The organism is Flagellimonas sp. MMG031, assembly GCF_040112705.1.
Taxonomy (GTDB): domain Bacteria; phylum Bacteroidota; class Bacteroidia; order Flavobacteriales; family Flavobacteriaceae; genus Flagellimonas.
In genome coordinates this window covers 3,408,802-3,432,554 of sequence record NZ_CP157804.1, presented here as the reverse complement: position 1 = coordinate 3,432,554, position 23,753 = coordinate 3,408,802, and the positions used below count along the sequence as shown (strand labels likewise).

21 protein-coding genes are annotated in these 23,753 nt (G+C 43.4%); 12 read left to right on the top strand and 9 right to left on the bottom strand.

Annotation, left to right across the window (positions count from 1 at the left end):
* Window positions 1-43 precede the first annotated feature (43 nt).
* Genes ABNE31_RS15570 through ABNE31_RS15560 form a run of 3 tightly spaced genes read left to right on the top strand, consistent with a single transcriptional unit; the run spans window position 44 to window position 2,631 of the window.
* Window positions 44-1,084: a quinone-dependent dihydroorotate dehydrogenase gene (locus ABNE31_RS15570; protein WP_349351791.1), complete on the top strand. Its 1,041-nt coding sequence runs from the start codon at window positions 44-46 to the stop codon at window positions 1,082-1,084.
* Between the two features lie 5 nt (window positions 1,085-1,089).
* Window positions 1,090-1,746 (top strand): LysE family translocator, encoded by a 657-nt coding sequence (locus ABNE31_RS15565; RefSeq protein WP_349351790.1) that lies wholly within the window; start codon window positions 1,090-1,092, stop codon window positions 1,744-1,746.
* A 21-nt stretch (window positions 1,747-1,767) separates the two neighbouring features.
* The gene (locus ABNE31_RS15560) at window positions 1,768-2,631 is read left to right on the top strand and encodes a hydroxymethylglutaryl-CoA lyase (RefSeq protein ID WP_349351789.1); all 864 of its coding nucleotides are present in this window, start codon (window positions 1,768-1,770) and stop codon (window positions 2,629-2,631) included.
* Window positions 2,632-2,681: 50 nt separating this feature from the next.
* On the opposite strand, the gene ABNE31_RS15555 is transcribed toward ABNE31_RS15560, so the two are convergent.
* Complete coding sequence (locus tag ABNE31_RS15555; RefSeq protein WP_349351788.1) at window positions 2,682-4,904, bottom strand: TonB-dependent receptor; 2,223 nt, start codon at window positions 4,902-4,904, stop codon at window positions 2,682-2,684.
* 277 nt (window positions 4,905-5,181) lie between these two features.
* Here ABNE31_RS15555 and ABNE31_RS15550 point away from each other — a divergent pair, with 277 nt between their 5' ends.
* The 3 genes from ABNE31_RS15550 to ABNE31_RS15540 all read left to right on the top strand — a co-directional run bounded on the left by ABNE31_RS15550 (window position 5,182) and on the right by ABNE31_RS15540 (window position 9,628).
* A complete protein-coding gene (locus ABNE31_RS15550; RefSeq protein WP_349351787.1) occupies window positions 5,182-5,682 on the top strand; it encodes a hypothetical protein in 501 nt (166 codons plus the stop codon).
* An 85-nt stretch (window positions 5,683-5,767) separates the two neighbouring features.
* Window positions 5,768-7,240, top strand: coding sequence for an IMP dehydrogenase (gene guaB, locus ABNE31_RS15545; protein ID WP_127141366.1), 1,473 nt, complete (start codon window positions 5,768-5,770; stop codon window positions 7,238-7,240).
* Window positions 7,241-7,333: 93 nt separating this feature from the next.
* Window positions 7,334-9,628, top strand: a complete 2,295-nt coding sequence (locus ABNE31_RS15540; protein ID WP_349351786.1) for a fibronectin type III domain-containing protein — start codon at window positions 7,334-7,336, stop codon at window positions 9,626-9,628.
* 12 nt (window positions 9,629-9,640) lie between these two features.
* On the opposite strand, the gene ABNE31_RS15535 is transcribed toward ABNE31_RS15540, so the two are convergent.
* Complete coding sequence (locus ABNE31_RS15535; RefSeq protein WP_293289634.1) at window positions 9,641-10,156, bottom strand: DUF255 domain-containing protein; 516 nt, start codon at window positions 10,154-10,156, stop codon at window positions 9,641-9,643.
* Between the two features lie 98 nt (window positions 10,157-10,254).
* The gene (gene lysA, locus ABNE31_RS15530) at window positions 10,255-11,493 is read right to left on the bottom strand and encodes a diaminopimelate decarboxylase (protein ID WP_179384231.1); all 1,239 of its coding nucleotides are present in this window, start codon (window positions 11,491-11,493) and stop codon (window positions 10,255-10,257) included.
* 171 nt (window positions 11,494-11,664) lie between these two features.
* On the opposite strand from lysA, the gene ABNE31_RS15525 reads away from it, so the two are divergent.
* From ABNE31_RS15525 to ABNE31_RS15505, 5 genes are all read left to right on the top strand, one after another.
* A complete protein-coding gene (locus ABNE31_RS15525; protein ID WP_293289638.1) occupies window positions 11,665-12,303 on the top strand; it encodes an LON peptidase substrate-binding domain-containing protein in 639 nt (212 codons plus the stop codon).
* Window positions 12,304-12,420: 117 nt separating this feature from the next.
* Window positions 12,421-13,614 carry an ADP-forming succinate--CoA ligase subunit beta gene (gene sucC / locus ABNE31_RS15520; RefSeq protein ID WP_127141370.1) on the top strand — a complete coding sequence of 398 codons (1,194 nt, stop codon included), beginning with the start codon at window positions 12,421-12,423 and terminating at the stop codon, window positions 13,612-13,614.
* Between the two features lie 348 nt (window positions 13,615-13,962).
* A complete protein-coding gene (locus tag ABNE31_RS15515; RefSeq protein ID WP_349351785.1) occupies window positions 13,963-14,298 on the top strand; it encodes a hypothetical protein in 336 nt (111 codons plus the stop codon).
* Window positions 14,299-14,415: 117 nt separating this feature from the next.
* Window positions 14,416-14,817, top strand: a complete 402-nt coding sequence (locus ABNE31_RS15510) for a TerB family tellurite resistance protein (RefSeq protein WP_349351784.1) — start codon at window positions 14,416-14,418, stop codon at window positions 14,815-14,817.
* A 115-nt stretch (window positions 14,818-14,932) separates the two neighbouring features.
* Complete coding sequence (locus ABNE31_RS15505) at window positions 14,933-15,358, top strand: Hsp20/alpha crystallin family protein (protein WP_127141373.1); 426 nt, start codon at window positions 14,933-14,935, stop codon at window positions 15,356-15,358.
* 90 nt (window positions 15,359-15,448) lie between these two features.
* Here the strand turns inward: ABNE31_RS15505 and uvrB are convergent, their stop codons facing one another.
* Genes uvrB through ABNE31_RS15485 form a run of 4 tightly spaced genes read right to left on the bottom strand, consistent with a single transcriptional unit; the run spans window position 15,449 to window position 20,988 of the window.
* The gene (uvrB, locus tag ABNE31_RS15500; protein WP_179384225.1) at window positions 15,449-17,437 is read right to left on the bottom strand and encodes an excinuclease ABC subunit UvrB; all 1,989 of its coding nucleotides are present in this window, start codon (window positions 17,435-17,437) and stop codon (window positions 15,449-15,451) included.
* 49 nt (window positions 17,438-17,486) lie between these two features.
* Window positions 17,487-19,217: a T9SS type B sorting domain-containing protein gene (locus ABNE31_RS15495; RefSeq protein ID WP_349351783.1), complete on the bottom strand. Its 1,731-nt coding sequence runs from the start codon at window positions 19,215-19,217 to the stop codon at window positions 17,487-17,489.
* Between the two features lie 29 nt (window positions 19,218-19,246).
* A complete protein-coding gene (locus tag ABNE31_RS15490) occupies window positions 19,247-20,080 on the bottom strand; it encodes an ABC transporter permease subunit (RefSeq protein ID WP_179384223.1) in 834 nt (277 codons plus the stop codon).
* 11 nt (window positions 20,081-20,091) lie between these two features.
* Window positions 20,092-20,988 carry an ABC transporter ATP-binding protein gene (locus ABNE31_RS15485; RefSeq protein ID WP_179384222.1) on the bottom strand — a complete coding sequence of 299 codons (897 nt, stop codon included), beginning with the start codon at window positions 20,986-20,988 and terminating at the stop codon, window positions 20,092-20,094.
* 78 nt (window positions 20,989-21,066) lie between these two features.
* On the opposite strand from ABNE31_RS15485, the gene ABNE31_RS15480 reads away from it, so the two are divergent.
* Window positions 21,067-22,143 carry a hypothetical protein gene (locus tag ABNE31_RS15480; RefSeq protein WP_179384221.1) on the top strand — a complete coding sequence of 359 codons (1,077 nt, stop codon included), beginning with the start codon at window positions 21,067-21,069 and terminating at the stop codon, window positions 22,141-22,143.
* Here the strand turns inward: ABNE31_RS15480 and ABNE31_RS15475 are convergent.
* Together ABNE31_RS15475 and ABNE31_RS15470 are read right to left on the bottom strand one after the other, a co-directional pair.
* Window positions 22,140-23,198, bottom strand: coding sequence for a nucleoid-associated protein (locus ABNE31_RS15475; RefSeq protein WP_349351782.1), 1,059 nt, complete (start codon window positions 23,196-23,198; stop codon window positions 22,140-22,142). The genes ABNE31_RS15480 and ABNE31_RS15475 overlap by 4 nt on opposite strands.
* Before the next feature lie 41 nt (window positions 23,199-23,239).
* On the bottom strand, window positions 23,240-23,743 hold the full coding sequence (locus ABNE31_RS15470; protein WP_179384219.1) for a hypothetical protein: 504 nt from the start codon (window positions 23,741-23,743) through the stop codon (window positions 23,240-23,242).
* Window positions 23,744-23,753 lie beyond the last annotated feature (10 nt).

Genomic DNA, 23,753 nt, shown 5'->3' with positions numbered 1-23,753 from the left:
AACTGTTTGAAGAGTTTTTATTTTTGTGCAAAATCCGATTGGAATGTACAAATACCTGATTCGCCCGGTACTTTTTTTGTTTGACCCCGAGGCCGTTCACCACTTTTCTTTTAGGGCCATCAAATTCTTTTCCATATTGGGATTGGGCGGGTTGTTCAGAAAAATATTTGTCGTAAACGACCGCAGATTGGAGCGTGAGGTATTTGGAGTAAAATTCAAAAATCCGGTGGGTCTTGCCGCCGGTTTTGATAAGGATGCCAAATTGTACAACGAATTTTCCGATTTTGGCTTTGGCTTCGTGGAAATAGGAACGGTGACGCCCAAGCCGCAACCCGGAAATCCCAAAAAACGGTTGTTCCGTTTGCGGGATGACCAAGCGATTATCAACCGCATGGGGTTTAACAATAAAGGTGTTTTTGATGCCGTGGAACAGCTTAAGAAAAAGCATCGGGTCATCGTGGGCGGAAATATTGGTAAGAACAAGGTTACCCCGAATGACGAAGCCCTAAAGGATTATTTGATTTGTTTTGAGGCACTGTATGAGCATGTGGATTATTTTGTGGTGAATGTGAGCTCTCCCAACACACCAGGACTTAGGGAGTTACAGGACAAAGAACCTTTGACAAAGCTGCTCAAAAAACTAAAAAATCAGAATAAGAAATTGGCAAAGAACCATCAAAGGAAGGAAAAGCCAATTTTATTGAAAATAGCGCCGGATTTAACGGATGACCAGTTGTTGGACATCATCGAAATTGTGGCAGATACGAAAATTGATGGGGTCATCGCCACCAACACCACCATTGCACGCCAAAATCTAAAATCCCACCTTACCTTAACGGAAGAAATGGGTGGGCTCAGCGGAAAACCATTGACCAATCGAAGTACCGAGGTAATTCGGTTTTTATCGGAAAACAGCAGAAAGGCATTTCCCATCATAGGAGTTGGGGGCATCCATGCTCCCGAAGATGCACTGGAAAAATTGGAAGCTGGGGCCGATTTGGTTCAGCTGTATACCGGCTTCATTTATGAAGGTCCGGGACTCATTAAAAAAATCAACAAGGCCATTTTGGAAAAAATGGCGTAGGAAACATGGAAAGCCTAGCGATATTTTTGGAAACCATCCATTATCCCATATTGATAGGTTTCTTCCTGTCCGCTCTTGCCTTGGCCCTTTCCCCCGGTCCCGATAATATTTTTGTGCTCACCCAAAGTATGGGTCATGGAACAAAATCGGGCTTGGCCGTTGTCTTTGGTCTCGTTTCTGGCTGTTTGGTGCATACGACCTTATTGGCCTTTGGGGTTTCGGAGATTATCAAACGGAGCGACGCTCTCTTTTTTATCATCAAATTGTTCGGTGCGCTGTACTTATTGTTTTTGGCGATGAAGGTCTACAAAAGTGATGCGCCCATTTCATTGGAGGATGGAAAAAGTGCCCAAAAATCGGGGAAGAAGCTATTTTGGACCGGTTTTACCATGAATGTGCTCAACCCCAAGGTGACCATATTCTTTCTTGCGTTTTTCCCGGGTTTTCTATTCAGTGAAACAGTGAATACCGTGGTTCAATTCTATGTGTTAGGGTTGATTTTTATGCTTTCGGCCACCCTAGTTTTTGGCATGATTGCTTTCTTGGCGGGCTCCATTTCCAATTATCTGAAGCACCATAAGAAAGCGGGACTTTACTTAAAATGGATGCAGATTATTGTTTTTGTAGGGATTGCCATTTATCTATTTGTATCGGATAAATAAGTGCTATTTTTACGGAAGCTTATGCCACAGGTAAAACTCATAGAATGTCCCAGAGACGCCATGCAGGGAATCAAGACCCATATTCCTGCCAAGGAAAAGGCGAAGTACATCCAATCTTTGCTGGGCTGCGGCTTTGATACTATTGATTTTGGAAGTTTTGTATCGCCAAAGGCCATTCCACAAATGCGGGATACCGCAGAAGTGTTGGAGCTATTGGACCTTTCCCGTACCCAAAGCAAACTGTTGGCCATCGTTGCCAATGTCCGTGGGGCACAAGATGCCTGCGAGCACGAAGCCATCGACTATTTGGGCTTTCCTTTTTCCATTTCCGAGAACTTTCAAATGCGGAACACGCATAAAACCATTGACCAATCCGTGGAAACCTTGAAGGGTATTCTGGAATTGGCGGATAGGCATGGCAAGGAAGTGGTAACTTACATCTCCATGGGGTTTGGAAATCCCTATGGAGACCCTTGGAACGTGGAGATAGTAGGGGAGTGGACCGAAAAACTGGCTGAAATGGGAACCCGTATCCTTTCCCTATCTGATACGATAGGCAGTTCCACCCCGGAAGTAATCGATTATCTGTTTTCCAATTTGATTCCCAAATATCCGGATATTGAATTTGGGGCCCATTTGCACACTACCCCCACAAAATGGCATGAAAAAGTGGATTCAGCCTATAAAGCAGGCTGTCGTCGTTTTGATGGCGCCGTTCAAGGCTTTGGTGGTTGTCCCATGGCCAAGGATGAGCTTACTGGGAATATGCCGACCGAAAAGATGTTGTCCTATTTTACCGAGCAAAAAGCGGATACCGGGGTCAATTGGATGGTGTTCGAGGCTGCCTTCAACAAGGCAACTGAGCTATTTTCGGTATACCACTAAAAAAAGGCACCCCGAAGAGTGCCTTTATCTACTTTTTTTACGAACAACTATTAATATCGAAGTTCGATACCTGCGTAAATCCCGAAGGGATGTCCTGGTCGTAGCCCTGCGGGAACCCTGGCCACCGCATAGGTTTCATCCAATAAGTTGATGGCATTCGCAGTGAGGGCCAAATGCTTGTTGAATCGGTATCGTCCACCAAGGTCCACAATAAAGTTGGAGGCCACTTTTTCATCGGCCGGAATAGGGCCACTGCCTGCCAAAGTTCTAAACGCACCATTGTACCTTCCGCTGAGGTTGATTTCAAAATTTTGATGCTCAAGGGATAGGGCAGCATTGAACTGATGCTTTGCAATATAAGGAAGCTCATCACCGGAATTCACTTCGCCCCAAATATCATTTTCACTACCAAAACTGTTTAAAAACTCCGTATCGGTCAAGGTATAGCCAAAGGTTAAGGGAAGTTGTAAATTGGGGTTGTTCTCCAAGAAATTGTAGTTGAGCAATACTTCAATACCTTGAACTTTTACTTCTCCAGCGTTGAATTGGTCCAAGGAACCCGTTCCCCCGGTAGCAGCAAGGTCGCTACCCAAAAGATTGCTATAATCATTGTAAAAACCGACCAGTTCCCCAGAGATTCCAGCAAAAGAAAAGCGGCTTCCCAATTCGTAATTGATACTTTCTTCGGGATTTTCACCAGGTTGATTGCTAGGTGGGGAGAACCCTTTGTGAACTCCACCAAATACGGATAGTTTATCAAAATTATAATTGAACCCAATACCTGGGATAAAGACATCGACCTTGTTTTGTCGCTCAGAAATATCCGTGCCTTCACGGGAGATATCATCCGTGCCATAGTCCAATCGCTCCAAAGAGATATTCTCGTAACGAAGCCCAGGGGTCAGGGTCAAATCGTTGATCTTCACTTTGTACATCGCATAAGAGGCAAAGGCCCTCGCACTACTGATTCGGTTGGCATTGGTTCCGGGAATACCAGCATTGACCAATTGCATATTGCCGTTCACCATAGCATAATCGTCTATCCATTGAAAGCGGTCCTCTTCGTCATAATGGTAGCGCAATCCAATTTCCAAATCATGGTACGTGTTCTCACCGTTCCAGTGGTAGTCCAATTTGGTCTGAACTCCGGTGGATAGATAATCACGATTGTTATTGCGGGCATTGAGGAAATCGTCTCCATCACTGTCAACAGCACCTGTCACCAAATCAATGTAGCTATCAAAAGTGGTAGGGTCGCCAAATATGTTTCCGATTCCTTGGCGTTCCCCATCAACGGTCACGAAGTCGACCTTGTACCAATTGCGGCTAAAATCGTTGTAATACCCAATGGTTGTGATTCGGAATTGGTCACTAAACTTTAGGGCATGGGTTCCCATCACCTGAAAATGTTCCGTATTCATTTGGTCGTTTTGGGAGCCTGCATAACGACGGAAAGGATCTGCATCAAAATCTTCCTGGGTCAAACCAAGATAGGTTTCATTGGAAGTTTCATCCGAATACTGGAATTTCACTTCAAACTCTTGCCCCAAAGGAGCCTCGGGATTGGTATTGATTTTAAATTTGGCCACGAGGTCATTTTTATCAAAACCGGTATTTTCCCCATTTTCAAGATTTTTGAATCCGTTGGAATTGTAGTTGAGGTATTCCACGGCATAACCAAAATTTTTCTGGGTATCCCCCAGTTGTGCATGGATACGGCCACTTTGGAAACTTCCGTAGCTACTGTTTAAAAATATGCCAAAATCATCCGGAACTTCAGTGGAAATCATATTGATGGCTCCGCCAGTAGTGTATGGACCGTATTGTACTTGACTGCTTCCTTTCAGAATTTCCACGGCCTGCATACGGGCTATGGTAGGGAAATAATAGGCCGATGGAGCACTGTATGGGGCTGGGGCGATGAGTACGCCATCTTCCATCAATGTGATCTTCGAGCTTCTTTCAGGAGAAGTTCCCCGCAAACTGATGTTGGGCCTTAGGCCAAATCCATCTTCTTCATAAATATTGACACCGGGCACAGAACGTAGGGTGCGGTTGATATCGGTATAATTAAACTTTTTGATTTCCTCTGGAGAAAGGTAGTACGATGAGCCAGTCCGGTTTTTGGCGACAAACTTGCTTCCGAAAATAACCTTGGCGGAAAGGACTACTTCGCTCAATTGGATGGTTGATGAATCGGTTGAAATCGGGTTTTGTTGCCCAAAAAAAGTTAGACAACTCAATAGTGCAATGGTAAGGGATAATCTGCGCATAACGTTAATTAAGACTTATTTTAAATAAGCGGTAGTTTTGGTCGGCAAATGTATGAGGTCTTGTGGAGAAAACAAACTTTATTTAGAATAAATAAATATTGTTAGATTGGGGTGGGATGCCATTTTGGTTGAATGTCCTTACTGCTGCTGTAATCTCTTTTAGCGATAAAAGTTGGGTTGGTTTTACTTTACTGCTGACGATGATGTAGTTATCCTTTAATTTATTTAGATTAATTCTAAATGAATATCTTTGGCGTATCAAAAAAAGGTTTTTCACATGAATTACAATGGTGTACTACCAGCCCTACCCAAAGAACTACGCTTATTTGTCGCTGTTTTTGTTGTGGTGCTTTCGGTGGGTTATTATACAGGCCTGCTTTTTGTGCAGGAAACTGAAGCAACCACCCCATTGGGGGTACAGGAAAATTATTTGGGCAACGAGGATGATATGGAAGCCGAAGTCATGAAGTTTAAAAAAGGCAATCGTGAGATGCTTACGGTAATCCATACGCATATCCTTTCCATGTCCCTGATATTTTTCTTGTTGGGTGGATTGGTTTGGTTGACCAAAGCCCCGAAAAAACTAAAACTGTTTTTGACCCTCGAACCCTTCCTATCCGTCATACTAACGTTTGGTGGTATCTATTTGATGTGGTCGGGTATTGGTTGGTTTAAATATATCGTGGTGTTTTCGGGCATCTTAATGACCGTGACCTACTCAACTGCCGCAATTTTGGTTTTGGTTCAGTGTTGGAGAGGAGAAAAACGTATGGTTTAATTTCTTTTGTGCTTCACTTTTAGCGGGATTGGTGACAATCCAATAAAATAGTGGTATATTTGCACGCAATTAATCCGTAATTGCAATGGAAGCTCACCAAAACAAAATTGTTGGCGAAGGACTTACTTACGATGATGTTCTTCTTGTGCCTGCTTACTCCGAAGTACTTCCCCGAGAAGTCAATATTCAATCAAAATTTACCAAAAATATCACCATCAATGTGCCCATTGTTTCTGCGGCCATGGATACGGTGACCGAATCCCGTATGGCCATTGCCATGGCTAGGGAAGGTGGGATTGGAGTTCTACACAAGAACATGACCATTGAGCAGCAAGCTTTGAAGGTCCGTAAAGTAAAGCGGGCCGAAAGTGGTATGATCATGGATCCTGTGACGCTTCCGTTGGACTCCGTGGTCCGTGATGCAAAAGCCAGCATGAGGGAACACAGTATTGGCGGAATCCCGATTGTGGACGACAATAAAAAACTGATCGGAATTGTCACCAACCGCGATCTCCGTTTTGAAAAAAATGATGACAGGCCCATAGCGGAGGTTATGACTTCCGAGAACTTGGTGACTGTGGGCGAGGGAACTTCCTTGCAGCAAGCGGAGGTGATTCTCCAAGAAAATAAAATAGAAAAATTGCCCGTGGTCAACGATAAGGAGGAACTTATCGGCTTGATTACGTTCAGGGATATCACCAAACTCACCCAAAAACCGATTGCCAACAAGGATCAATACGGTCGTTTGCGCGTGGCAGCAGCCATTGGGGTAACCGCCGATGCGGTGGAGCGGGCAGGTGCCTTGGTGAAAGCTGGGGTGGATGCCATTATTATTGACACTGCGCATGGACACACCAAAGGTGTGGTGAGCATTTTGAAATCGGTGAAAGAGGCCTATCCAGAATTGGATGTGGTCGTTGGAAATATTGCCACCGCTGAAGCAGCCAAATACTTGGTGGAGGCTGGAGCTGATGCCGTAAAGGTCGGTATCGGGCCCGGTTCCATCTGTACCACACGCGTTGTGGCAGGTGTAGGATTCCCGCAATTTTCCGCGGTTTTGGAAGTAGCAGCAGCCTTAAAAGGCACCGGTATTCCTGTAATTGCCGATGGTGGAATCCGCTACACTGGGGATATTCCCAAAGCCTTGGCGGCAGGAGCTGATACGGTAATGTTAGGTTCGCTGTTGGCAGGTACCAAAGAATCTCCCGGGGAAACGATTATTTATGAAGGACGTAAATTCAAATCGTACCGAGGAATGGGTTCTGTTGAGGCCATGAAGCAAGGTAGTAAGGACAGATATTTCCAGGATGTAGAGGACGATATCAAAAAATTGGTGCCCGAAGGCATTGTAGGCCGTGTACCTTACAAAGGGGAATTGGTGGAAAGTATGCACCAGTTTATCGGTGGTCTTCGTGCTGGTATGGGCTATTGTGGCGCAAAGGATATTGAAGCCTTGAAAAACAATGCACGCTTTGTGAAGATAACTTCAAGCGGTATCCACGAGAGCCATCCGCACAACGTAACCATTACAAAGGAGAGTCCTAATTATAGCAGATAGTAAAAGTTAATTTATTCGGTTTTTTTTCAATTGTAGCTTTTTTCTGATATAGGTTTCGTATACTTGAGGTGAATAATCAACCTCACTTATACTATGTTCAGAAAAGTTGCCTTTTCCCTTTTTTCTCTATTTCTATTATTTTCTTGTGGAAGTGATTCTGGAAGTGGTGAGGAGCCAGTTGAAGTTAACTTGCCATCTGTGACCACAATTGCGGCTAGCTCCATTACCAATAATTCTGCCCGAGTTGGAGGCAATATCACCAATGATGGTGGAGCAACAATTACAGCAAGAGGTATTGCTTGGGGAACAAACTCAAATCCTACTATTTCCGGTAATAAAACAACCGATGGAACAGGTGACGGGGAGTTCAGTGCTGCCTTATCCGATTTAGAAAGTGCTACACAGTATTATTTTAGGGCTTACGCAACAAATTCCGAAGGAACTGCCTACGGGGACGAAAAAACCTTTACCACCAACGTATCCCTGGCAGCTGTTTCTACAAAGGATGTAACCGATATAACCGACAGTTCTGCTGTAAGTGGAGGTCTTATTTCTGATGATGGCGGAACTACTATTATTTCCAAAGGAATATGTTGGAACACGAATGGCAATCCAACAATAGAAGACGATATAACCGAAAATGGGCAAGGCGCGGATGAGTTTGTTAGTGAGTTAAGTGGGCTTTTGCCTAACACCACGTATTCAATTAGAGCTTATGTAGTAAATTCTGAAGGGGTTTCTTATGGTAATGAGGTTCAATTCACAACAAATCCATCTTTACCATCCGTTACAACCAAAGAAATTACTGAAATAGGTCAAATTTCAGCAATAAGTGGCGGAGTTATCTCGTCTGATGGAGGTGCTGATATTACAGCACGGGGTGTTTGCTGGAGCACCGATCCAAATCCTACTATAGAAGATAATAATACCTCCTTTGGTTCAGGAATAGGAGATTTTGAAATTACCCTTCAGGACTTGACACCCAACACCCAATATTACGTGAGGGCTTATGCCACCAATGACGCTGGCACTGGATATGGTCAAGAAATCTCATTTACAACATTAGAGGTCAGCACTATCTATGATGGAGATATTGTTTTATTGACCCAACAAGAGGTTGATGATTTTGGTTCCAATAATTTCTTGGAAATTACTGGGAGTTTGACGATTGGGGATAATACTGGTATTGTCTCAGACATTACAAATTTGGACGCATTGAGTTCATTGGAAACTGTGGGCAATTTTCTGGCAATTTATAACAATGATCAACTAGAAAACTTAAACGGTTTAGTCGGTATTACGTCAGTTGGAGGAGATTTATTGATTGGTATGAATGACTTGTTTACTGAAATCAATGGATTGGGCAACCTAACGGTTATCGGTGGAGCACTTGAAATTTTCAGCAATGATTTGATTCAGAACATTCAGGGATTATCAAATGTGACATCACTTGGAGGTGGTGTAAGGATAGTTAGAAATGAAGCACTTGCCAGTTTGGCTGGTTTTCCCAGCTTAACGGAAATCGATGGCAATATTACGATACAAGAAAACGCAATTACAAGTCTGATGGGTCTTCAAAGTTTGCGAAATATTGTTGGAGATTTTTCAATTCTTAATGAAGTTTTGTTGCAAGACTTGGCAGCTATACAAAGTTTGGAATCTGTACAAGGGTATTTTGGTATAACTGGTACTGCTATTACCGAAATCAACGGGTTTAACGATTTATCGCTAGTGTCAGGTCTGATTAGGATAAGTGGAAACAATCAACTTACTTCGGTTCAGGGTTTTTCTAGTATAACCACTTGTAGTGGTATTCAAATTCAAAACAACGATTTATTGGTATCTATATCCGGGTTTGACGGACTTGAGACAGTAATGGGCGATTTTAGGATAAATATTAATGGTTCTCTTAGTTCCATCGGTCTGCTCAACAGTCTAACCGCTATAGAAGGAGATCTATCCTACAGCTCCAATAGTACTTCGGACATGGGATTTCTGGCGAATCTTACCTTGGTGGGAGGCAATGCTCGCATAGCAGATACCTCTACCCTTACATCCCTATCTGGAATGGAAAATTTAGCGCAGATAAATGGAGATTTAACCATAGATAATATTCAAGCAACTTCATTGTTGGATGGTTTGGCAGGTCTAATTACCGTTGGGGGAAACATCAATATAAAAGAAAACACCAGCTTGCTAAGTGTTGGTTTTTCAAATCTAACAAGTGTATTTGGGGATATTCAAATATCCAATAACGTAAGTCTTACTAATTATTGCGAACTCCAAGCCTTTTTGATTAATGATGGACTTGGAGGTACATTTGGCGCTGTTGGTAATGCATATAATCCCACAGCACAAAATATTATAAACGGAAACTGTACTAACTAATTTGGGAAGGCATTATTTCCCAGCATAACTTTGCCAATCCTTGTCCTTGTAGATATTGTCGCCAAAATACTTGGCAATCTGCATAAAGGGCTCTACTTTTTGATATCCGGGTACGGGAGACAACATATTGAAATTTTCATCCAAAAAAACAACGGTGGGGTAGCTCATCTTGCCTTGCAATAAAGCTGCGGCCAGCTCGTGGTATCCCCTTCTTCCCGAGGGTACAAACTTAAAGGTCTTTCCTTGGTATTGGATGGGGTCTTTGCCCTCTGCATCCATTTTTACCATATAAAAGTTGTCCTGCATATATTGGGAAACCTGTGGGTTTTGAAACGTATCCTTGTCCATTTTTTTACACCATCCACACCAGTCGGTGTACACATCCACAAAGATTTTTTTGGGCTGGGCATCCGTCTGGGAAAGTTGCACGGCTTCTTCCCAAGATATCCAATTAATGTCTTGGGCCTGTACGTTAAAGCCGATAACTGCTACAAAAAGTAAACTGATTTGGGTAAAAATTGAGCGCATAGTCTTTGATTTTGACACTAAAGTCGTCCTGTTGATACAAAACTAACGAAAATTGTGCCAAAAAAGTATGGTCTTTAACAGTCCCTAAAGCTTTGTGCTTACTTTACCGCTTGGGTCTTGGGCGACTCAAATAAATCCTTCACATCCACTTGATTGGCCAAGATGTCGTCGAAGGTTTCCCGTTTTCTGATGAGGTGTCCCTTGCCTTTGTGCCAAAGGACCTCTGCGGGGCGATATCTCGAATTGTAATTGCTAGCCATGGTAAAGCAATAGGCGCCGGCATTTCTGAAGCAGAGAATATCGCCTTCGGTGATTTCATTGATCCTGCGGTTGCTACCGAAGGTATCGGTTTCACAGATATATCCTACCACCGAATAATAGCGCTCCCTGCCGTTTGGATTGGAGATATTGCTAATTTCGTGGGTAGACCCATAGAGCATGGGCCGTATCAAATGGTTGAAACCTGAATCCACACTGGCAAAAACCGTGGATGTGGTTTGCTTCACCACATTCACTTTGGCCAAAAAGAAGCCTGCTTCGCTCACCAAGAACTTACCGGGCTCAAAAGCAAGGGTGAGCTCCCGCCCGTATTCCTTACAAAACTCGTTGAATCTCTTGGTCAGTTTTTTGCCCAACTCGTCCACGTTGGTCTGTATGTCCCCTTCTTTGTAAGGCACTTTAAAACCGCTGCCAAAATCGATGAACTCCAAGTCCTTGAAGTTTTTGGCCGTTTCAAAGAGAATTTCCGAAGCGTACAGGAATACATCGATATCCAAAATATCACTGCCGGTATGCATGTGTATTCCGTTAATGTTCATGTCGGTGAGTTCCACAATGCGCAACAAATGTGGTATTTGGTGAACGCTTATCCCAAATTTGGAATCGATATGGCCAACAGAAATATTGGAATTTCCGCCCGCCATCACATGAGGGTTGATTCGGATACAGACCGGGATATCGGGATGCTTGCTGCCAAATTGCTCTAAAATGGATAGGTTGTCGATGTTGACTTGTACCCCAAGCGCAGCAGCTTCTTCAATTTCTTCCAAAGACACCCCGTTGGGAGTGAAAATGATGGACTCTGGCTTAAAGCCTGCCAAAAGCCCCAATTTTACTTCTTGTATGGATACGGTGTCCAAACCACTGCCCAAACTGTTCAATAATCTGAGAATGCTGATATTGCTCAACGCTTTGGCGGCATAGTTCAACTTTAAATGGGGCACCCCTTTAAATGCGTGGGTCAGTTTTTTGTATTGGGACGTAATCTTATCAGCGTCATACACATACAATGGCGCACCAAATTCTTCGGTAAGTTGAAGTAAGTCCTTAGCATTCATAATGAAACAGATTATTTGAAACAAAACTAGGTGTTACGGGTCTTACTTACAAGAAATTTAATTTAATCTATCAAAATATAACAAATTGTTTGTTTTGCAACAATAGTCGATATGGCTACTATTGTGGCTTTGATTTTTGATATGTATTTTTAAGAAATCTCAACATTGAACATGAAGCTTCCATTATTTCCATTACAGTCGGTGTTTTATCCGGGCGAGACCGTGCCCCTTCACATATTCGAGGATCGGTACAAGCAATTGATCCATGATTGTAGGAGGGAGGCCCTCACCTTTGGTATTCCCGTGTATATAAATAATTCCATCTCGTATGGGACGGAAGTTCAATTGGTGGAAGTGGTTAATACCTATGAGTCCGGAGAAATGGACGTAGTCTGCGTGGCGCGACAGATTTTTAAGGTTTTGAGTTTTGAACAACAATTGGAAGGGAAACTCTATGCTGGTGGTGAAGTCGCCTTCTTGGAAACGGAGAACGATGCCGACGTGGATTTAAGGGCGGAAGTCCTGCAAAAAGTAGAGGAACTTTATGATATTATGGATGTTCCTTTTACCAAGACCTCGCCCAAGCAATTCAACAGTTACTCTTTGGCACACAAAATGGGGCTTTCGTTTGAGCAGGAGTACGAATTATTGTTAATGACCAAGGAAACCGATCGTTTGAACTTTATCAAAGCGCATTTGGAAGCCACGACCCATGTATTGAACAAAGTCAACCGTACCAAGGAAGTGATCGAAATGAACGGGCACTTCAAAAACTTTGATCCGTTGGACTTCAAAGATTTTAAGTTGTAGCGGTTTCATTGGAAAAGCACTCCGTTATTCTGTTTTAAAAGGTAATTATTCATTTAACAACTTCAATTTGTCAGCGGTGTTTTCTATTTTTGTCAGCAAACAAAAGTAAACTCACAGATGAATCTTCACGAATATCAAGGAAAAGAGATTTTAGCCAGTTTTGGCGTTAGGATCCAACGAGGAATAGTTGCGCACAACGCCAAAGAAGCGGTAGACGCCGCAAAACAACTTACAGAGGAAACCGGTACCGGATGGCACGTTATAAAGGCCCAAGTACATGCAGGTGGTCGTGGTAAGGGCGGTGGTGTAAAACTGGCCAAGAACTTGAAGGAAGTGGAAGAATTGGCGGGCAGCATTATCGGGATGAACTTGGTGACCCCCCAAACATCTGCTGAAGGTAAAAAAGTACACCAAGTGTTGGTGGCCGAAGACGTGTATTATCCCGGCGACAGCGAAACCAGCGAGTTCTATATGTCCGTTCTTTTGAATCGGGGCACTGGAAGAAACATGATCATGTACTCTACCGAAGGAGGTATGGACATTGAAGAAGTGGCCGAAAAAACCCCGCATTTGATTTTTACAGAAGAGGTAGACCCAGGATTGGGATTGTTGCCTTTCCAAGCCCGTAGGATTGCCTTTAACCTAGGTTTGTCCGGAACGGCTTTTAAGGAAATGACCAAATTCGTGATGTCACTTTACAAAGCATACGTAGAAAGTGATGCCAGTCTTTTTGAAATCAACCCGGTATTGAAGACATCGGACGATAAAATTATGGCTGTTGACGCCAAAGTAACCATAGATGATAACGCACTGTACAGAAGAAAATCCTACGCCGAAATGCGAGACCTTCGTGAGGAGAACCCCATCGAGGTGGAAGCTCGTGAAGTTGGCCTAAACTATGTGGATTTGGATGGCAACGTGGGCTGTATGGTAAACGGTGCCGGTTTGGCCATGGCGACCATGGATTTGATCAAAATGGCGGGTGGAGAACCAGCCAACTTCTTGGATGTAGGTGGAACTGCCGATGCCAAAAGGGTGGAGGAAGCTTTCCGTATCATCCTAAAGGATCCCAACGTAAAGGCCATTCTTATCAATATCTTTGGTGGAATCGTGCGTTGCGACCGTGTGGCACAAGGAGTTGTGGATGCCTATAAAAATATGGGCGATGCCATTCAAGTGCCCATTATTGTAAGATTGCAAGGTACCAACGCTGAGTTGGCCAAGGAAATTATCGATAACTCTGGTTTGGCGGTGCATTCTGCGGTGCAGTTCAAAGAAGCTGCCGATAAAGTGGAAGAAGTATTGAGCTAGTCTCACCTATCATATTTTTCAGAAGGGCAATACCCAAGGGTGTTGCCCTTTTTTTATAAAATTGGTTCGTTTTGTATCCATTTTTGGTTGGAAACGGAATATTCATCCCTTAGTCCGTTCGTTTTGAGAGCTTTCCCAAAACACCCAAGAAATTACCAAATGTATACCGGCCCCAATCCACGTATTAGGCCAAGGTTAGGAACATTAAACATTTGTTAAATCCCCAGATACTGTAACATTTTAGATTTTTAATCGTCTTATTTTTGAGATGTCTTTAAAAAGAGCTCTTGAATAGGGTTCTTTTTTAACAAATCATTAATCATCAATAAAAATCAAAAAACAGAAATCATGAGAAAATTTAAGACGATTACAGTGGCGTTGGCTTTGTTCGTAACCATGGGTGCGTTCGCATCAGAAGGTAAAAAGGAAACCAAGGAAAAAAGTCTTTCCGGGCAGATTTACGAAATGTTGAAAGACAACCAATTCAATGTGGACTACAAAGAATTGAGCGCCGAAGTTCGTTTCATTGTTACCGAAAATGGCGAATTGATCGTACTATCCGTAAAAACGGAAGACGAGGTATTGGATGGCTTTGTAAAAAACCGTTTAAACTACAAAAGGGTACAATTGGAGAATGTTGCGCCAGGTAGAGTGTACGAACTTCCAGTAAGAATTACCGCTTAAAAAACGGAAATTGTTTGAGTTAGCTAGTAAAAGCCCTGAATTTTCAGGGCTTTTTTGTGTACTAAAATGAAGGTTTTGGAGTTATGTAAGTGGAGCAACAAACCAAAACCTCAACATATGGGAACTTATGAGGAAAAATTAAGTATACTTTCGGAGATGATCGCCTTTGCTAGGGTAGATCATTCCCTAAAGCAATCCGAGTATGACTTTTTGCTTCAAGTTGCCAGGAGTCTAGGTGTGGATGAGGATACCTTCAAAGGGCTCTTAAAGGAAAGACCACCCAAGGTCCGCTTAAAAACCCAGGCCGATCGAATAGTACAGTTTCACCGATTGATGCTCCTTATGAACATCGACGATGAGCAGCATAAAAAGGAAATCGACAGACTTTACAATATCGGGCTCCGAATGGGCCTGCCTCCTGCGGCCATCAGTCAGGTTTTGGAGGTGATGCACCGCTACCCCGACAAGATTGTTCCGCCCAATATACTGATCAATATTTTCAGGGCGCATTACAATTAATGTCACAATGACACCTTATTTCTTTTTAAAACTGCCAAAAAGTCAGTTATTCTGAATTGGTATATGATTTGACTTATACTGTGTGATTACAAAGTTTAACTAAAATTGAATCGCCATGAGTATAGTAAAAAGAAATAACCTGTTTTTTCCATCATTGATGAACGATTTTATGGGACCCGATTGGTTCGGAGGAACCGAAAAATGGAACGCTACCATGCCAGCTGTCAATATTAAGGACAATACCGAAGGGTTTGAATTGGAATTGGCAGTCCCAGGCATGAAAAAGGACGATTTCACCGTGGAAATCGATAACGACGTATTGACTATTTCAAGTGAAATCAAGACTGAAAATGAAGATAAAAATGAGAATTACACACGCAAAGAGTTCTCATATAGTTCATTTAAAAGAGCCTTTACACTTCCTGAAACTGTGGATGGCTCTAAAATCGACGCCAAATACGAGGATGGAATTTTGAAATTGACCTTGCCGAAAAAACAAGAGGCATTGCCAAAACCAAAAAGATTGATTGAAATCGCATAAGACAACAGAACACCAACTATAGGTGTTTCATGATGGTTGGATTAGTTGGTTAGTTTGGGACGCGCTCCTGCTTTGCAGGGGCGCGTTTTTTTATTCCTTCTCCTGTAGCATTTTGATTTCGTCCCGAAGTTTGGCCGCCTCCATGAAATTGAGCTCCTTGGCCGCCTTTTCCATAGCCTTTCGCTTTTCCCTGATCAGTTTCTCCTTTTGGTCCTCAGTAATATATTTTAAATCAGGTTCGGCAGCTCGTAGTTCTTCCTTTTGAAAATGATAGGTAGAGACGGAGTTTTTGGCCAGGGCACTATCGAGGTTTTTCTTCAAGGCTGTGGGGGTAATGTTGTTTTCCTTGTTGTAAGCCATCTGTTTTTCCCTACGATAATTGGTCTCGTCGATGGTCTTTTGCATACTCTCGGTAATGGTATCGGCGTACATGATGGCCTTGCCGTTCAAATTACGTGCAGCACGGCCCACCGTTTGCGTCAGGGAGCGGTTGCTTCGCAAAAAACCTTCCTTGTCCGCATCCAATATGGCTACAAGCGATACTTCGGGCAGATCTAGTCCCTCCCTCAGCAAGTTCACCCCAATGAGTACATCAAATAACCCCTTTCTTAAATCCTGCATAATTTCTACCCGTTCCAAGGTATCCACATCACTGTGGATGTAGCGGCAGCGAACATCGATACGGGACAGATACTTGGTAAGCTCCTCGGCCATTCGTTTGGTCAAGGTGGTCACCAAGGTACGTTCATCCAGTTCTACTCGTTGTTGGATTTCCTCCACCAAATCATCAATCTGGTTTTCGCTGGGGCGGACTTCTATCACGGGGTCCAACAAACCTGTAGGGCGGATAATTTGTTCCACATAAACCCCTTCGCTCAATTCAAGTTCGTAATCGGCGGGTGTGGCGCTAACATAAAGCACTTGATTCTGAAGGGCCTCAAATTCTTCAAACTTTAGAGGACGGTTGTCCATGGCAGCAGGTAGTCGGAAACCATATTCCACCAAGTTCTCCTTTCGGGAACGGTCGCCACCGTACATAGCATGCACTTGGGGTATGGTCACATGGCTTTCATCCACCACCATCAAGTAATCATCAGGGAAATAATCCAGTAGACAGAACGGTCTGGTACCTGGTTTTCTTCCATCCAAATATCTGGAGTAGTTTTCGATTCCCGAGCAGTAGCCCAACTCACGGATCATTTCCAAATCAAAATTGGTTCGCTCCTCCAAACGTTTCGCCTCCAATGGTCGTCCAATTTCCTTAAAGTAATCCACTTGCTTCACCAAATCATCCTGAATTTCGCGAATTGCATTTTGAAGCACATCGGGAGAGGTAACGAACATGTTCGCTGGGTAGATATTCAGGGTATCGTATATCTCAATGACTTTGTTGTTGAAAGGGTCCAGTGCCTCGATTTCCTCAATTTCATCCCCAAAAAAATGGATGCGGAACGCGTGGTCGGCGTATCCGGGGAAAACGTCCACCACATCACCCTTTACCCTAAAATTACCGTTCCTGAAATCGGCAGTGGTGCGAGCGTAAAGACTTTGCACCAATTGTTTTAGGAATTTGGTCCTGGAGATTACCTGGTCTCGGTGGATGGTGATGACATTCTTCTGGAATTCGATGGGGTTACCAATACCGTAAAGGCATGAAACGGAGGCGACCACCAATACATCCCGCCTTCCTGACAAGAGGGAAGAAGTGGTGCTCAATCGCAGTTTTTCAATATCCTCATTGATGGAAAGGTCCTTTTCTATGTATAATCCACTAGTGGGAATATAGGCCTCCGGTTGATAGTAATCGTAATAGGATACAAAGTATTCCACCGCATTTTTTGGAAAAAACTGCTTGAACTCGGAATATAATTGTGCGGCCAAGGTCTTGTTGTGCGCGAGAACCAAGGTAGGTTTTTGCACCGATTCCACCACATTGGCTACGGTAAAGGTTTTTCCAGAACCCGTTACCCCTAGCAGCGTTTGGTGTCGTGTATTTCCCTCAATGCCTTCGACCAATTGGCGTATGGCTTCGGGTTGATCGCCCGTAGGCTTAAATTCGGATACTACCTGGAATTTCATGGGTTAAAAATACTAAAGGCTTGTCCCAAAATGAAGCAAAAAGGAGATATTATCGTTTTAGGGTAAAATGCCCCTTGTATTCGCGATTGGTATCATCCACCGCCAAAAACCAATAGTCGCCCGATGGTAACCGATTCCCACGAACTGTGCCGTCCCATCCCTGCGAATCTTGGGAAATTTGCTTTAAAAAGGTACCAAACCGATCAAAAATCCGAATGCTCTGAAAAGTGACGGGGTCGGAACCCCTAGGCTGGATGAATTGCCAATAATCGTTGATGGTGTCCCCATTCGGCGTAAAAAACTTTGGAAAACCTTCCACGGTCAAATCTTGGGTAAACAATCTTTCGGCAATGCCGCAGCCATTTTTATCCCGTACATAAATAGTGTGATTTCCCAAAGCAACATTCGTAAAAATGTTGCTATCGGAATAAGGTCCATTGCTATTGTCAATGGCATACTCATAATCACCGTTTCCAGAGACGATAACGGTCAATTGCAGGGATTGGCCCGTTCTTCGGGCCAGAATATTATCGATGGTTGGTCGTTCGGACGAGAGCACCTCAAAAACTTGGGAGGAGGGGCACTCAATAAAATTCCCATTCTGGACCACGGTATTGTACGCTTCGTAGCGATAGGTGCCGTTTTCGGTAATGGTTACCTCACTGGTGGAGGATATAATATTCTCGTTGCCAAATTGGTCAATTTGGTACCAACGATAGCCTTCGGCAACGTCATCGGAAGCGATAACCAGCGGACCCTCATTTTCGCAGGACGAAAAAGTCTCCGGAAAATCAATGACCGGGTTTATGGTAATATATTCACCAGACTGAAAATCCAAATAGGGCCCACAGCCCAAAAGTGTAGAGAAACTGGTTTGGACACAGCCTTCGGCCTGCCCGGCATCGTTAAAGGGAACAATGGTGATAAAAAAGGTTTTGTTAGGCTCAAAATTCACCACAGGGGTGGAATTGGTATTAAAAATGGCACCATCCAAAATATCGGTTGCTATGGGTGTAGTGCCAATGGTCACAGTGTAACCAGTGGCGTCCGGGACGGCACTCCATTCCAATAAAGGGGAAAGCGGTACGTTGGTCTCCCCGTTCTGTGGGTAGATGATCGTGCTACAATCCGGTATGTCCGATGCCTCTCTGGTGGTGAATTGCTGAAACGTACAGCCAACGGCATTGCCCAATGGGTTGTACGGAGTAACCGTGGCATAAAAAGTGGTCTGTTCCTGCAATTCCATGGTGGGATTGTACGAAAGTGTATTGCCCACGTCCAGATTATTGAGCAGTTCCGTTCCCCCTGGCGTAGTGCCCAGGCTTAGGAAATATCCCGTAGCACCATACGCATATTGCCATGAAATATTGGTGTTGGGGTTAATGTCCGCGGCCATATCCGGTGGATTGGTCACCTGTGTGCAATTGGGTATCGCCGTCAAAGGCTCTGTGGTAAAAGTAGTACTGGGACAGGTAATGTTGGGTTGGTTGAAAAAGAACAATGTAATGGTCACATAAATGGTCGTATTTGCCGGTAGGCCCAGTGGCGGGGTGTAGGAGGAGCCTCCCGCAAATTGAGAGCTTAAAATATCATCACCACCTGGTGTCGTGCCCAAGGTGATATTATAAGAAGGCACTCCATCCACAGATTCCCAGTCAATGGTGGCATTCAAAGGGACATTGGTAGCGCCATTGGCCGGGAATACCATATTGGGGCACTCCTGTGCATAGGTGGATAGGCCCATCAAAAGGACCAAGAAAATGTATAATCTGCTCAGCATTTACATGATTATGTGCATCTCACAAGATACTACAAATCACGTTTCTTCAATAATGCGTAGGATAAATAGATAAAAATGGCTGTCCAAACGATGACGATCAGAAACTCATACCAATACACATGATAATCGAATTTCATGTCCTCCCCAATCTGTTGACCGATGTTTTGTACAGCAGAGAGTCTTGTAAAAGGTTCTTTGATCATGTTGCCCATCGATTCCAATGGAAAAAAGCGTTTGACCGATTTGGCAGCTTCCCAGCTCATCACCTTCCAGCCCAATAGACCAAACACGACTTGTTCCAAAATGGTCCAAAGAATGAGAAACCCTAGGGCAAAGGCCGAACGTTTGACCAAAATCCCCAAGAAGAGACAGAAAGAAAAAAAGGCAACCAGTTTAAAAAAGAATGCAGGCAAAAATTCCATATCGGAGAAGATGATGGAAACCTCGTTGTAATCGGAATATATCAAGCCAAGAATCATCGAAACCACAAACACAAATACTGTGGAAATCAATGCAAAGGAAATCACCGTGAGTACCTTGGACAGAATAAATTCCTTTTTGGACAATCCATCGATCAGGTTTTGTTTGATGGTCTTGTTACTGTATTCGTTGGACATCATGGACACTATGACAATCGCCAAAAACAGTTTAAACAGTGCTGTAACAAAAGTGTTGAAGTGCCAGATATATGGAAAATTAAAAATTCCTTGGTCGGCCAAGTGAAACTGTACCGGGCCAATATCAAACTTTATGGCAGCAATAAGGGCGATTGAGGTAAGGAGCACAAAATAAGAGATGATCAGCACCTTGCTGGCCCTATTGTTCCAAAGTTTTATAAATTCTATTTGTAGGAGACGTAACATTCGTTTTTTGATTATTGGTTCTTGGTCAGGGTTAAAAATTGCTCTTCCAGGCTTTCTTTTCTTTTAACGAGGTGTGACAGCACAATGCCTTTATCGAACAGCATTTTGTTCAAACTTTGTGCATCCATTTCCTCTTTCAAATAAGCCGTAAGCGTTCCGTTGAAGTTTTCGATTTTTCCAAAACTGGCACTTTTTTCAAGAAGTGACTGCAATTGGTCCAAATCGTCACAGCGCAGCTCAAAAAAGCCATGGCTTGCCAGCATACTGTCCACTGGACCAGAATATAGGTTTTCCCCTTTTCGAAGAATGATAACGTGCGAACATACTTTTTCCACCTCGTCCAGCAGGTGCGAAGCCAATAAGATGGTAGTGCCCTGACCGGCAATTTTTTTAATGATTTCCCGAATCTGATGAATTCCTTGCGGGTCCAAACCGTTGGTAGGCTCGTCCAAGATCAGGATTTCAGGGTCGTTGAGCAGGGCAGAGGCGATGGCCATACGCTGCTTCATCCCCAACGAATAGGTCTTGAACTTACTGTTGCGCCGGTCCCACAAACCTACCAACTCCAATTTTTCTTGAATCTTGGTTTCGGGTACATCCTTGATTTTACAGACCAACCGCAAATTCTGGATGGCATCCATGTAAGGATAAAAATTGGGACGCTCGATAATGGCGCCTACTTTTTTAAGGGCGTCGTGGGTGGAGGTGGTGCCATCAAACCAACTGAATTCCCCTGAAGTTCGGTTGACTACATTGAGAATAATGCCCAGCGTGGTAGATTTTCCACTGCCATTGGGTCCCAAAATGCCATAGACATTCCCTTTTTCAATAGAAAAGGAAAGGTCCTTCACGGCGGTGAGATACCCAAATTTTTTGGTGAGATGGTTTACGGTAAGTATTGTTTCCAAAAGATGCTATCGTTTTTTGAATGGTTTATACTAACTTGACGATGATTAGTGAAAATTGTTACAAAATAATCGAATACAATGTCCGAAGAAAAGTTGATGTCGAAGAAAAAACCGGCTTATCCCATAAACGAGGAGCTGGATGAATACTTGGAATATTACAATCGAAAGATTGAGATTCCCATCCATTATGATGACCTGCTCCGGTTCTCGGGAAGTGTTGCCGTTTATGATGCCAACGATGAGGATACCCTATGGGTAAGGGTTTTTTATCCCGAGTTCGATCGCGATGAAATCGACTTGGCGCTGAAAAGGGTCTATTCCAATTTTGTATCGGATGGTAGTGATAAGATTTTCCAATATCTCAATGTGGACTATGTGGATTACTGCACGTTTGGGAACTCGAAACCTTTCCGAATCAAAGTGCGTAATATATTGAACGACAACTACACCCTGTTCTATGTAAAGAAGACCGATGCCTCCCGTGTTTATGGTTTGGAACTGGAGCACATGCTATCTCCGTACAACTTGAACTTCGTCATTTATGAAAATACGCTTATCGAGGAACACATCGTAGGCATCCCTGGGGATGTTTTTTTCAAGAAGAACCTACCGGAATGTTCCGAGTTCGATAAGGCGCAAATTGCCAAGGAATTTGTGAAGTTCAATGAGCGTTGCATGATTCGCCTGTTGGGCGATATGCGCTCGTATAACTACGTAATTGTTCCTACCCACGATTTTGATAGCGTGAACTATAAAATCAGGGCCATCGATTTTGACCAGCAATGCTACGAAGGAAAAATAAAGGTGTACCGCCCCCAATTTTTTAAGGAAAACAAGGTGATGGTCGATTTGGTGCAGAGCAAATTAACGGTCGATTCGGTGAACCAATATATAGTGGAGGAACGCTCCATTATCGCCAAACGGATATTGAGTTGGGGCCGAAGGCTCAAAAGGCTATTGGAGGTCTGCAAAGAGGACAACATTGCTCCATCCGAAAACACGGAATTGCTCAAAAGTCAGTTGTTGGACCTTACGGGGGATATCAATTTTAGGGATAGCAAAACTATGGGAGAAGTACTTATCCATGCACTTGACTTCGTGAAGCGAAATTACGAAGACGTGAGCATGAAACAGATTATCGACAAAAAGTTCTAGCTTTTCTGTTCCTTGTTGAAGTACACTAAATAGTAGTACATCTGGCGCTCCTCGTCCCATCCCTTTTCCACAAACTTTTCAGCGGATTCTGGGTTGATAAAGTCCAACTTGATTTGGATGTTGGTATCCAGATTGATGACATTCTTGATTTTTTTACGAGCATCACTCACCGCCTTATTGGCAATATCAAAATTGGAAACGTCCTCAATGCTATATTTGGGGCCTTTTTCCACTTTGTAGTGCTTAAACTCGGGAATCAGGTCCGGGTTTTCCATTACCTCGTTCAAAAATGAGGTTTCCTCAAAATTGTCGTTTTTCGCGAAGTGGTTCACCGCGCGGTTCATGAACATCACCTCCTGTTGTTTGTCCTCCGCCGGAAGCACCACATCCTTGGCAAAGTTTTGACAAAACTTTAGGTAGTTTTTGGTGTAAAAGTTCTCATCGGTCATGGGAGCTACGCCTAAAAAGTTCTCCAGCCAGTACTTGGCATCGTAGCGATTGCTATCCACCGAAAGTACTTTGTACCCTTCTTCCTTTTGCACATTAAAAACAATGCAGCCCTTATCCAGTTTGTTGATATTGATGCCTTGTCGAATCAAGATTTCCAAGTTGTGTTCCTTTTCCTCAAACTGCAGAAAATCGTGTTTCAATTCACTTTTAAAAATCCCGACGGCATCCGTTTTTTGGTTATCGATCACCATATCCGAAAAATGCACCACGTATACCTCCCCACTTTTAATATGGGGGTGGTTCGATTGTTCAAAAAGGTGGGTGGTAATCTTTTTGGAAAGCCTATGGTTATCCGAAGGGTTCTCAAAAATACCCGTTACCGCAGCGCAAACCTCATTGAATTCCAAATCCACTTCGTGACTGAACTTATAGTAGTTCTCCTCCTTTTCCCGAAAAGGCTTAAAAAAGTATTCCTTGAGCAATCCGGCCATTTCATCGTTCAGTGAAAAGGGTTCGGCAGATAGGAATGCGGATTCGTTTTTGCTTTTATTGCCCACGCGGTGCAGCGATATGCTCTCGATTTGGGCCGAATATAGGTTTAGCATTTTTTGGGTAGGGTGTTAAAGGTTAAAACGTAGTTTGGGGTTTAGTTCCAGTTTTCGTCAAAGTCCATATCATCGTAGCGGTCCAAGAGGTCGTCAAAGTCACCTTCGTCCTCACTGGGCTTGGCTTCAAACTGCTTTTCTGGTGGGGCATCTGGCAGTTCGCCAAAAGTGAACAGTAGGTTGGGATATACCCGTCCATCTTCCTTTTCCACAATGTCCGCAAGTTCCACAAAAAAGGTCCACATGCTAAAAAAGTCGTACACGTAGATCATTTTGGGGTTGTCCTCCGTTAAAACGTCATCAAGGGATGTTTCGTTCATCAATCGGATATCGGAACCGCTCTCGCTCATATCGAACAGGGCAATTTCCTCTTCTTGGTTCCATTCTTCGTCACAGGTGTAAAAGGAGGCCATTTCACTTCCCTCAAAACCAAAAGCTTGGGTTATGGCATTATGGAAATCCTCCAGATTACTCTGGTCCTCAATTTCGATATCCCGAAAGATATCTTCCTCAGCATCAAGTATTATCCTGATTTTATAAATCATCCATCAAATT

What these genes read in the sequence shown, in the direction of transcription:
- lysA (WP_179384231.1), bottom strand. Translation starts at nt 11,493, where the DNA reads ATGAATGCTAAGGACTTACTTCAACTTACCGAAGAATTTGGTGCGCCA.
- ABNE31_RS15495 (WP_349351783.1), bottom strand. Translation starts at nt 19,217, where the DNA reads ATGCTGAGCAGATTATACATTTTCTTGGTCCTTTTGATGGGCCTATCC.
- ABNE31_RS15525 (WP_293289638.1), top strand. Translation starts at nt 11,665, where the DNA reads ATGAAGCTTCCATTATTTCCATTACAGTCGGTGTTTTATCCGGGCGAG.
- ABNE31_RS15490 (WP_179384223.1), bottom strand. Translation starts at nt 20,080, where the DNA reads ATGTTACGTCTCCTACAAATAGAATTTATAAAACTTTGGAACAATAGG.
- ABNE31_RS15570 (WP_349351791.1), top strand. Translation starts at nt 44, where the DNA reads ATGTACAAATACCTGATTCGCCCGGTACTTTTTTTGTTTGACCCCGAG.
- ABNE31_RS15505 (WP_127141373.1), top strand. Translation starts at nt 14,933, where the DNA reads ATGAGTATAGTAAAAAGAAATAACCTGTTTTTTCCATCATTGATGAAC.
- ABNE31_RS15555 (WP_349351788.1), bottom strand. Translation starts at nt 4,904, where the DNA reads ATGCGCAGATTATCCCTTACCATTGCACTATTGAGTTGTCTAACTTTT.
- ABNE31_RS15550 (WP_349351787.1), top strand. Translation starts at nt 5,182, where the DNA reads ATGAATTACAATGGTGTACTACCAGCCCTACCCAAAGAACTACGCTTA.
- ABNE31_RS15475 (WP_349351782.1), bottom strand. Translation starts at nt 23,198, where the DNA reads ATGCTAAACCTATATTCGGCCCAAATCGAGAGCATATCGCTGCACCGC.
- uvrB (WP_179384225.1), bottom strand. Translation starts at nt 17,437, where the DNA reads ATGAAATTCCAGGTAGTATCCGAATTTAAGCCTACGGGCGATCAACCC.
- ABNE31_RS15535 (WP_293289634.1), bottom strand. Translation starts at nt 10,156, where the DNA reads ATGCGCTCAATTTTTACCCAAATCAGTTTACTTTTTGTAGCAGTTATC.
- ABNE31_RS15510 (WP_349351784.1), top strand. Translation starts at nt 14,416, where the DNA reads ATGGGAACTTATGAGGAAAAATTAAGTATACTTTCGGAGATGATCGCC.
- sucC (WP_127141370.1), top strand. Translation starts at nt 12,421, where the DNA reads ATGAATCTTCACGAATATCAAGGAAAAGAGATTTTAGCCAGTTTTGGC.
- ABNE31_RS15470 (WP_179384219.1), bottom strand. Translation starts at nt 23,743, where the DNA reads ATGATTTATAAAATCAGGATAATACTTGATGCTGAGGAAGATATCTTT.
- ABNE31_RS15560 (WP_349351789.1), top strand. Translation starts at nt 1,768, where the DNA reads ATGCCACAGGTAAAACTCATAGAATGTCCCAGAGACGCCATGCAGGGA.
- guaB (WP_127141366.1), top strand. Translation starts at nt 5,768, where the DNA reads ATGGAAGCTCACCAAAACAAAATTGTTGGCGAAGGACTTACTTACGAT.
- ABNE31_RS15480 (WP_179384221.1), top strand. Translation starts at nt 21,067, where the DNA reads ATGTCCGAAGAAAAGTTGATGTCGAAGAAAAAACCGGCTTATCCCATA.
- ABNE31_RS15540 (WP_349351786.1), top strand. Translation starts at nt 7,334, where the DNA reads ATGTTCAGAAAAGTTGCCTTTTCCCTTTTTTCTCTATTTCTATTATTT.
- ABNE31_RS15515 (WP_349351785.1), top strand. Translation starts at nt 13,963, where the DNA reads ATGAGAAAATTTAAGACGATTACAGTGGCGTTGGCTTTGTTCGTAACC.
- ABNE31_RS15565 (WP_349351790.1), top strand. Translation starts at nt 1,090, where the DNA reads ATGGAAAGCCTAGCGATATTTTTGGAAACCATCCATTATCCCATATTG.